The 8,926-nt window shown below is 71.5% G+C and carries 7 protein-coding genes; 4 read left to right on the forward strand and 3 right to left on the reverse strand.

Annotated features, from left to right (window positions below):
• The first annotated feature begins 29 nt into the window (after nt 1-29).
• Together nhaA and dxs are read left to right on the forward strand one after the other, a co-directional pair.
• Nucleotides 30-1,373, forward strand: coding sequence for a Na+/H+ antiporter NhaA (nhaA, locus tag E4P42_RS22120; protein ID WP_135128256.1), 1,344 nt, complete (start codon nt 30-32; stop codon nt 1,371-1,373).
• Between the two features lie 28 nt (nt 1,374-1,401).
• Nucleotides 1,402-3,318 (forward strand): 1-deoxy-D-xylulose-5-phosphate synthase, encoded by a 1,917-nt coding sequence (gene dxs, locus E4P42_RS22125; protein ID WP_135128257.1) that lies wholly within the window; start codon nt 1,402-1,404, stop codon nt 3,316-3,318.
• On the opposite strand, the gene E4P42_RS22130 is transcribed toward dxs, so the two are convergent.
• The 3 genes from E4P42_RS22130 to E4P42_RS22140 all read right to left on the reverse strand — a co-directional run bounded on the left by E4P42_RS22130 (nt 3,299) and on the right by E4P42_RS22140 (nt 6,926).
• Nucleotides 3,299-4,954 (reverse strand): alkaline phosphatase D family protein, encoded by a 1,656-nt coding sequence (locus tag E4P42_RS22130; RefSeq protein WP_209305848.1) that lies wholly within the window; start codon nt 4,952-4,954, stop codon nt 3,299-3,301. The genes dxs and E4P42_RS22130 overlap by 20 nt on opposite strands.
• A gap of 105 nt (nt 4,955-5,059) precedes the next feature.
• On the reverse strand, nt 5,060-6,343 hold the full coding sequence (locus E4P42_RS22135) for a ribonuclease D (protein WP_245234169.1): 1,284 nt from the start codon (nt 6,341-6,343) through the stop codon (nt 5,060-5,062).
• Nucleotide 6,344: 1 nt separating this feature from the next.
• Nucleotides 6,345-6,926: a DUF3000 domain-containing protein gene (locus E4P42_RS22140; RefSeq protein WP_135128259.1), complete on the reverse strand. Its 582-nt coding sequence runs from the start codon at nt 6,924-6,926 to the stop codon at nt 6,345-6,347.
• 153 nt (nt 6,927-7,079) lie between these two features.
• Between E4P42_RS22140 and hemE the strand changes: the two genes are divergently transcribed.
• Together hemE and E4P42_RS22150 are read left to right on the forward strand one after the other, a co-directional pair.
• Nucleotides 7,080-8,144, forward strand: coding sequence for a uroporphyrinogen decarboxylase (gene hemE / locus E4P42_RS22145; protein ID WP_135128260.1), 1,065 nt, complete (start codon nt 7,080-7,082; stop codon nt 8,142-8,144).
• Nucleotides 8,141-8,926: FAD-dependent oxidoreductase (locus E4P42_RS22150; RefSeq protein ID WP_167759575.1), on the forward strand; the 786-nt coding region annotated here is incomplete at its 3' end. The genes hemE and E4P42_RS22150, both read left to right, overlap by 4 nt.

Here is an 8,926-nt window from a genome sequence, read left to right on the forward strand (position 1 = left end):
GGTGTGAACCCTGTGGTGACGCCTATCGAATGCCGAGGACCGTCGTGAGTCTCAACCCGTTTCGTCGCATCACCCGGGGCGCCCTGCTGGAGCGCGGCTCGTGGGCCGAGTCGAAACGGGTCGCCGAGATTCTGCGCAAGGAGACCGTCGGCGGTGCCGTGCTGCTGGTGGCGGCCACGGTCGCGCTGGTGTGGGCGAACTCGCCGTGGTCGGCGGCCTACTTCTCGCTGCGCGATCTGCACATCGGCAGCGACGAGTTCGGGCTGCACCTCGACCTGACACTGGGCACCTGGGCCGCCGACGGTCTGCTGGCGATCTTCTTCTTCGTGGTGGGGCTGGAACTCAAACGCGAGTTCGTCGCGGGCGACCTGCGCGACCCGGCGCGCGCGGCGCTGCCGATCGCGGCCGCGGTCGGCGGCATGGTGGTGCCCGCGCTGATCTTCGTCGCGTTCACCGCGGGAGTCGGCGACGGCGCCGTCAAGGGCTGGGCGATCCCGACCGCCACCGACATCGCGTTCGCGGTGGCGGTGCTCGCGGTGATCTCCACCCATCTGCCGACCGCGCTGCGCACGTTCCTGCTGACGCTGGCCGTGGTGGACGACCTGCTCGCGGTGACCGTGATCGCGGTGTTCTACACCGACGACATCAACATCGTGGCGCTGGCGGGTGCGCTCGTGCCGCTGGCGCTGTTCACGTTGTGCGTACAGCGACGGATCCGGTCGTGGTGGCTGCTCATCCCGCTGGCGGTGGCGACGTGGGTGTTGGTGCACGAATCCGGCGTGCACGCCACGGTGGCCGGGGTGCTGCTCGGATTCACCGTCCCCGTGCTGCGCAGCCAGGCGGCCGGGGGTCCCGAGGCCGGTCCCGGGCTGGCCGAACACTTAGAGCACCGGCTGCGCCCACTGTCGGCGGGCGTGGCGGTGCCGGTGTTCGCGTTCTTCGCCGCGGGCGTCGCGATCGGCGGGGTGGACGGGTTCACCCGCGCCATGGCCGACCCCATCACGCTGGGCATCGTGGTCGGGTTGGTGGTGGGCAAACCCGTCGGGATCTTCCTCACCACCCGGGTGATGGCCGCCGTCACCCGCGCCAACCTGGACGTCGCGGTGCGCTGGATCGATGTGCTGGGCCTGGCGATGCTGGCCGGGATCGGCTTCACGGTCTCGCTGCTGATCGGCGATCTGGCCTACGGTCTGGGCTCTGATCGTGACGATTTCGTGAAGGTGGGTGTGCTCACGGGATCGCTGGTCTCGGCCCTGCTCGCGGCGGTGCTGCTGCGCCTGCGAAACCGCCACTACCGGGCAATATGGGAAGAAGAGACCGCCGACCGCGACCTCGACGGCGTGCCCGACGTCTACCAGACTCGACACGACTGACCCCCGCCGGCGTGCGTAGACTGTCGGAATGCTTGAACAGATCCGCGGTCCCGCTGATCTGCAGCACCTTTCGCAGGCACAGCTGTGCGAACTGGCCGGGGAGATCCGCCAGTTCCTCATCCACAAGGTCGCTGCAACCGGTGGGCATCTCGGCCCGAACCTCGGCGTCGTCGAACTCACCCTGGCCCTGCACCGGGTGTTCGACTCACCGCACGACCCGTTGATCTTCGACACCGGCCACCAGGCCTACGTGCACAAGATGCTGACGGGCCGGGCCCACGAGTTCGATTCGCTGCGCAAGAAGGACGGTCTGTCGGGCTATCCGTCGCGCGCGGAGAGCGAGCACGACTGGGTGGAGTCCAGCCATGCCAGCGCCGCGCTGTCCTACGCCGACGGGCTGGCCAAGGCGTTCGAGCTGACCGGTCACCGCAACCGCCACGTGGTCGCGGTCGTCGGCGACGGCGCGCTGACCGGCGGCATGTGCTGGGAGGCGCTCAACAACATCGCCGCCGCCCGCCGCCCGGTCGTGATCGTCGTCAACGACAACGGCCGCAGCTACGCCCCCACGATCGGCGGGTTCGCCGACCACCTGGCGGCGCTGCGCCTGCAACCCGGCTACGAGCGCCTGCTCGAGGAGGGCCGCAAGGCCGTGCGCGGGCTGCCGGTCATCGGCGAGTTCTGCTACCAGTGCATGCACAGTGTCAAGGCCGGCATCAAGGACGCCCTGTCGCCGCAGGTGATGTTCACCGACCTCGGCCTCAAGTACGTCGGCCCGATCGACGGCCACGACGAGCACGCCGTCGAGTCGGCGCTGCGCCACGCCCGCGGGTTCAACGCCCCGGTGATCGTGCACGTGGTGACCCGCAAGGGTATGGGCTACGCGCCGGCCGAGAACGACGAAGCCGAGCAGATGCACGCCTGCGGCGTCATCGACGTCGCCACCGGGCAGGCCACCAAGGTCGCCGGGCCGGGGTGGACGTCGGCGTTCTCCGACGCGCTGATCGACTTCGGCGCCAAGCGCCGCGACGTCGTGGCGATCACCGCCGCCATGCCGGGTCCGACGGGGCTGGCCGCGTTCCGCGACCGCTTCCCGGACCGGTTCTTCGACGTCGGCATCGCCGAACAGCACGCGATGACATCGGCGGCCGGGCTGGCCATGGGCGGCCTGCATCCGGTGGTCGCGGTTTACTCGACCTTCCTCAACCGCGCGTTCGATCAGCTGATGATGGACGTGGCGCTGCACAAGCTGCCGGTCACCATGGTGCTGGACCGCTCGGGCGTGACGGGTCCGGACGGCGCCAGCCACAACGGCATGTGGGACCTGTCGGTGCTGGGCATCGTGCCCGGCATGCGGGTGGCCGCTCCCCGTGACGGCGCCCGGCTGCGCGAGGAACTCGGCGAGGCGCTCGACATCAGCGACGGCCCCACTGCGATCCGGTTCCCGAAAGGCGATGTCGGCGAAGACATTCCGGCACTGCGCCGGCAGCGCGGCGTGGACGTGCTGGCCGAGCCGGCCGACGGGCTGTCATCGGACGTGCTGCTGGTGGCGGTAGGACCGTTCGCGTCGATGGCGCTCACCGTCGCCGACCGGTTACGCAAGCAGGGCATCGGCGTCACCGTCGTCGACCCGCGGTGGGTGCTGCCGGTCCCGGCCGTGCTCACCGAACTCGCGGCCGCCCACAAGCTGGTGGTGACCATGGAGGACAACGGCGTGCACGGCGGCATCGGCTCGTCCGTGTCGGCCGCGCTGCGCGGCGCCGAGGTGGACGTGCCGTGCCGCGACGTCGGGCTGCCGCAGGAGTTCTTCGCCCACGCCTCGCGCGGTGAGGTGTTCGCCGAGGTCGGCCTGACCGACCGCAACATCTCCCGGCAGATCACCGGCTGGGTCGCCGCGCTGGGGGCCACCCCCGCCGAGGAGGACGAGGTCAGCGAGCGGCTGGACTGACGCGCCGGTCGGCCAGCGGAACGCGGGCCACCTCGGTCAGGCCGCCGTCCTCCGTGGGCTGCTCGAACGACACCTCGGCGTCGGCGCCGCGCAGGTGCAGTGTGGCGATCGTGTTGCCGAACACCGGTCCGGCCGAATTCGTCCACTGCACGGTGAGGTCGGGCGCCCCGTGGCGGCGCGCCCACCGCCGCATGATCGGTGCCAGCCGGCGGGACCAGCCGAGCTTGAACGCGGGTTTGACGAACGAGGGCACATAGTTGTGCACCGGTGAGCACACCAGCTGGTACACCGTGGCGGCGTCGTCACCCACGTCGGTCAGCGCGGCGCGCGCGGCGTAGCTGTGGTGCACATCGCCGGAGAGCACGGTCACCGTCGCCGGGTGGGACGGGTGCGTGGCCGCCCGCCGGATCATCGTGGTCAGCCGCAGGAACGACTTCATGAACGCCGGCCAGTGTTCGAGATCGGCTGCCTGACGCAGCTTTTCGGCCGGCAGACCCCGCCAGCCGGGCTTGTCGGCGGAGATTTCGTTGACGCTCTGCAGGTCGGCGAGCGCAGGCGGCAGCAGCCACGGCACCGAGGAGCCCAGCACCAGGTGGTCGACGTCCTCGAGACCGTCGGCGGCCTGGGCCTCCAGCCAGGAGAACTCCTTCTCGCCGATCATCATCCGCTCTCCGGAGTCGAGGATCCGGCCGTTGCGCGAATCCATCATGATGAAGCGGCTGCGGCCCATGTCCCACCGGTAGCTGAACCGCACGCCCTTGTTCGCGTCCACCTCGGCGTCGGCGCGGTCGGCCATCTCGACGAGCAGCGGCCACACGTCGCCGTCGGCCGCGCGGATCCTGCGGTAGTCCTCGTCGGCGGCCAGCTCGTCGGGGCTCAGGTTGCCCATGTGCTGATAGACCCAGTAGGAGGCGAGCCCGGCGCGGATCCGGTCGCGCCACCACGGCTTGGTGTTCATGTCGGCCCGCCACGGCGCCGAGGTGTTCCAGTCGTCGCGGATGTCGTGGTCGTCGAAGATCATCGCGGTCGGGACCGTCGACATGATCCACCGGATCTCCGGGTCGGACCACGAGTGCCGGTAGAGACCCTCGTACTCGTCGAAGGTGACGACCTCGTCCGGCGGCCGCTTGGCGTGCCTGCGGGCGTGGCGGCGCCGGCCGGTCAGGTTCTTGCGCGCCTCCGGGGTGAGCTCGTCGGCGTAGACCTGATCACCGAGCAGGATCAGCAGATCGGGCCATTGATCGACCGGCAGCTCGGCCATCCGGTCGGCGTAGCGGTCCAGCGCGTCGACGCCGAGCTTGTCGTCGATCTCGGGCACGCCGGTCTTGGGGTAGCGGCACGATCCGAACACCGCGCACAGCCGGTCGGCACTCTCGGGCCCCCGGGTGCGGATGACGCTCGGCGGGAACGGGCTGTCGGGCAGCGGCCACACCAGCTCACCGTCGATGTGCACCCGGTACTCGAGGGTGGCGTCGGGCTCGAGCCCGGTGACGGTGACCAATGCGTAGTGGTGACCTTTGACCTCGAAAGTTGTTGCCGAGCAACCGAGTACGGTCACCGTGGCGGGGCGGCTGGTTTGCACCCAGACGACGGCGGTGGTGTCGCAGACGTGGCGTAAGGCGGGCCCCAACAACAGGGGCGAAGCGGAGTCGTCCGACGAAGATTGTTCGGGAACCGCCGACGCGGTGGCAGCTGACACCAGAGGGCGGTTCCCACTTCGTCAATTATCCAAACGTAATTCTCAGCCGGATGCGGCGGGCTGCAGCGCCGCCGTGAGCACCGGCACCACCAGGTCCCGCTGCCACGGTCGCACCTGGGCTTCGGACAGGAACGCCTCCACCGCGGCGGCCGTGTCGTCGACCGGCTGCCAGTCCCAGCACAGCCGGCGCACCACGTCCGGGGTGACGAGGTTCTCGGCCGGCACCGACACCCGCTCTGACAACGCGCTCAACCCGGCGCGGGCCGCCTCCAACCGGGCCGCCGCCTCGGGTTTGCGGCGCGCCCACCGCGACGGCGGCGGGGGACCGTTGGGCGGTTCGGCCGACTCCGGCGGATCGGTGGTGCGTCGCGCCCGGTCCAGCGCATCGAGCCACACCTGCGCGCTGCGCCGCTGGCGGGCGCCGCCGAACACCGGCAGCGCGGTCAGCTTCTCCACGCTGTCGGGGTCGGCGGTCGCGGCGTTGACGATCGCGGCGTCGGGCAGGATGCGCCCGGGCGCGATGTCGCGGCGGCGGGCGATGTGGTCGCGAGTGGTCCACAGCTCACGCACCGCGGCCAGCGCGCGCGGGTTGCGTACCTTGTGGATGCCCGACGTGCGTCGCCACCGGTCGCGCCGGGTCGGCGGGGCGACATAGGTGCGCAGGTGTTCGAATTCCTGTGCCGCCCAATCTGTTTTGCCTTGGTCGTCGAGGACCGCGGCCACCGCGTCGCGCAACTCCAGCAGCACCTCGACGTCGAGTGCCGCGTAGTTCAGCCATTCCGCGGGCAGCGGACGCTTGGACCAGTCGGCCGCGCCGTGTCCCTTCATCAACTGCAGGCCGAGCAGTTCGGACACCATCGTGGCGAGGTTGACCCGCTGGAAGCCGGCGAGCCGGCCGCCCAGCTCGGTGTCGTACAGCCTCGGTGGCCGCATCCCCAGCTCGGCCAGGCACGGCAGGTCCTGGTCGGCGGCGTGCAGCACCCATTCGTCGGTGTCGAGCACATCGGCGACCGGTGCCATCACCATGGTCGGGTCCTCACCGTGGTTCACCGGGTCGATCAGGACGGTGCCCGCGCCGGCGCGGCGGATCTGCACCAGGTACGCCCGGTTGGAGTAGCGGAAACCCGACGCCCGTTCGGCGTCGATCGCGAACGGGCCGTGCCCGGCGGCCAGCAGTTCGGCGGCCGCGAGGATCTCGTCGGTGCTGACCGCCAGCGGGGGCACGCCGTCGGCCGGCGCCAACAGCGGGGTGGGCGCGTCCTGCGGATCGTCGCCTGGGATGTCGTCGGAAGGGTCGTCGGTGTCCGTGTGCTGCGCCTCGCTCATCTCACGCGCGGGTGCGGGACGTCAGATCGGTCACGCCGGCCGGGGGCAGACCCGCCGCGTGCTCGAGCACCTCGCAGAACGCCTCCACGTGCGGGCCGAGTTCCAGGTCGGTCGCCGTCCACGACGCCCGCAGCTCGAGTTGGTGGGCCCGCGGCGGGCCGGAGATGTCGCCGTAGCGCACCGACGTCGTCGCGGTGACGGTGCCGCCCAGCGCGGTGACGTGTTCGGCCTTGGCCTCGAGCGCCTCGACCAGCCAGCTCCACGCGACCTCCGGCAGCAGCGGGTCGACGGCCTCGGTGGAGTCGAGATCGGCCTGGATGAACGCCACCAGGCGCATGGTCCCGTCCCACGCCTCGGCGCCCTCGGGGTCGTGCAGCAGGATGAGCCGGCCGAAGGCGTCGCCCTCGGACCGCTCGGGCACGATCGCCGTCTCCGGATGCCGGATCTCGGCGCCCAGGGCGTAGCTGTAGGGCGCCAGTCGCTGCGGCGGGCGGATCGGCCCGAGCTCGATCTCCGGCCGCGTGGTGGTGGCATTCATCGCCGCCACCGCAGCACGGAATTGAGCCGGTTCGGCGGTGGTCACGCCGACTGACGCTAGACCATCCGGCGACCCTTGTGCGCAGGCGCGCCGAACCGTCTGCAGATGGTGATCATCCGAGGTGCGAGCCGGCGGCGCGGAACTTCGCTGGAACGCACCGCGGTGGCGGCGGCGCGGTCCGTGGCAGCATTGATCCTGATGAACACGCGTCGAGAACTGCCCGACTCGCCATACCTCGCCGCCGCCCGCGGCCGCAAGCCCACCCGGGTGCCGGTGTGGTTCATGCGGCAGGCCGGCCGCTCGCTGCCCGAGTACCGCGCGCTGCGGGCCCGCAACACCATGATGCAGGCCTGCTTCGACGCCGAACTGATCACCGAGATCACGCTGCAGCCGGTGCGCAGGCACGGCGTCGACGCGGCGATCCTGTTCTCCGACATCGTCGTTCCGCTGCGCGCCGCGGGGATCGGCGTCGACATCGTGCCCGACGTCGGCCCGGTGATCGAGCATCCGGTGCGCACCGCCGCCGACGTCGCCGCGATCCGCCCGCTGGAACGCCAGACCGTGCAGCCGGTCGCCGACGCGGTGCAGATGCTGACCCGCGCCCTCGGCGACACCGCCCTGATCGGGTTCGCCGGGGCGCCGTTCACGCTGGCGTCCTATCTGGTGGAGGGCGGGCCGAGCAAGCACCACGAGCGCACCAAGGCGATGATGCTCGGCGAACCGGAGACCTGGCATGCGCTGATGTCGGTGCTGACCGATGTGACCGTGGCGTTCCTGCAGACCCAGGTCGAGGCGGGCGTCGATGCGCTGCAGGTGTTCGACTCGTGGGCGGGCACGCTGTCGCTGGCCGATTACCGCGCCTACGTGCTGCCGCACAGCACCCGGGTGTTCGAGGCGCTGGCCCCGGCCGGGGTGCCGATGACGCACTTCGGGGTGGGGACCGCCGAACTGCTCGGCGCCATGTCCGAGGCGGTGGCCGCGTCCGGTACGCCCGGCGTCGTCGGGGTGGACTGGCGGACGTCGCTGACCGACGCCGCGGGCCGGGTGGCGCGGGGCACCGCGCTGCAGGGCAACCTCGACCCCGTGGTCATGCTCGCCGGCTGGCCGGTGGTCGAGCGTGCGGTGCGCGCAGTGGTCGAAGACGGCAGGCGCGCGGTGGACGCCGGCGCGGCCGGGCATGTGTTCAACCTGGGCCACGGGGTGCTGCCCGCCACCGATCCGGAGCTCGTGACCGCCACCGTCGAGCTGGTGCACTCGTTGTGAGTCCGTCGTATTGCGTTGTCGGCGGCGGAATTTCGGGCCTGGTCGCGGCCTACCGGCTGCGGGTGACGGCCGGGCCCGCCGCCACGATCACGCTGTTCGACCCGGCGGACCGGCTCGGGGGAGTGCTGCGCACCGAGCGGGTCGGCGGGCAGTGGTTCGACGTCGGCGCCGAGGCGTTCGTGGCGCGGCGGCCCGAGGTGCCGGCGCTGCTGGCCGAACTCGGCCTGGCCGACCGTCAGATCGGCACCACCGGCGTGCGTCCGCTCATCTACAGCGGCGGCCGCCTGCACGCGATGCCGCAGGGCACCCTGCAGGGCATCCCGGCGCAGGCGTCGTCGGTGGCCGGTCTGGTCGACGACGCCACCCTGGCCCGAATCGCCGACGAGGTCGCCCGCCCCCTGTCGTGGCGGCCGGGTGCCGATCCCACGGTCGCCGAGCTGGTCGGGGACCGCTTCGGTCAGCAGGTGGTGGCCCGTTCGGTCGATCCGCTGCTGGCCGGCGTCTATGCGGGCTCGGCCGCCACCATCGGGCTGCGCGCGGCGGTCCCGCCGCTGGCCGCCGCCCTGGACCGCGGGGCGCGCAGCCTCACCGACGCCGTGCGCGACGCGCTGCCCCCACCGGTGACCGGGTCGGTGTTCGGCGCCGTCGACGGCGGCTACGGCGTGCTGCTCGAGGCGCTGCGCCGCCATGCCGGGGTGCACTGGGCGCAGGTCGCCGTCGAGCGGGTCGAACGCACCGCCGGCGGGGTGGAACTACTCGACGACGAGGGCAATCGCTGGCCC

It is taken from the genome of Mycobacterium sp. PS03-16 (assembly GCF_004570325.1).
Taxonomy (GTDB): Bacteria; Actinomycetota; Actinomycetes; order Mycobacteriales; family Mycobacteriaceae; genus Mycobacterium.

What these genes read in the sequence shown, in the direction of transcription:
- nhaA (WP_135128256.1), top strand. Translation starts at nt 30, where the DNA reads ATGCCGAGGACCGTCGTGAGTCTCAACCCGTTTCGTCGCATCACCCGG.
- E4P42_RS22135 (WP_245234169.1), bottom strand. Translation starts at nt 6,343, where the DNA reads ATGAGCGAGGCGCAGCACACGGACACCGACGACCCTTCCGACGACATC.
- dxs (WP_135128257.1), top strand. Translation starts at nt 1,402, where the DNA reads ATGCTTGAACAGATCCGCGGTCCCGCTGATCTGCAGCACCTTTCGCAG.
- hemE (WP_135128260.1), top strand. Translation starts at nt 7,080, where the DNA reads ATGAACACGCGTCGAGAACTGCCCGACTCGCCATACCTCGCCGCCGCC.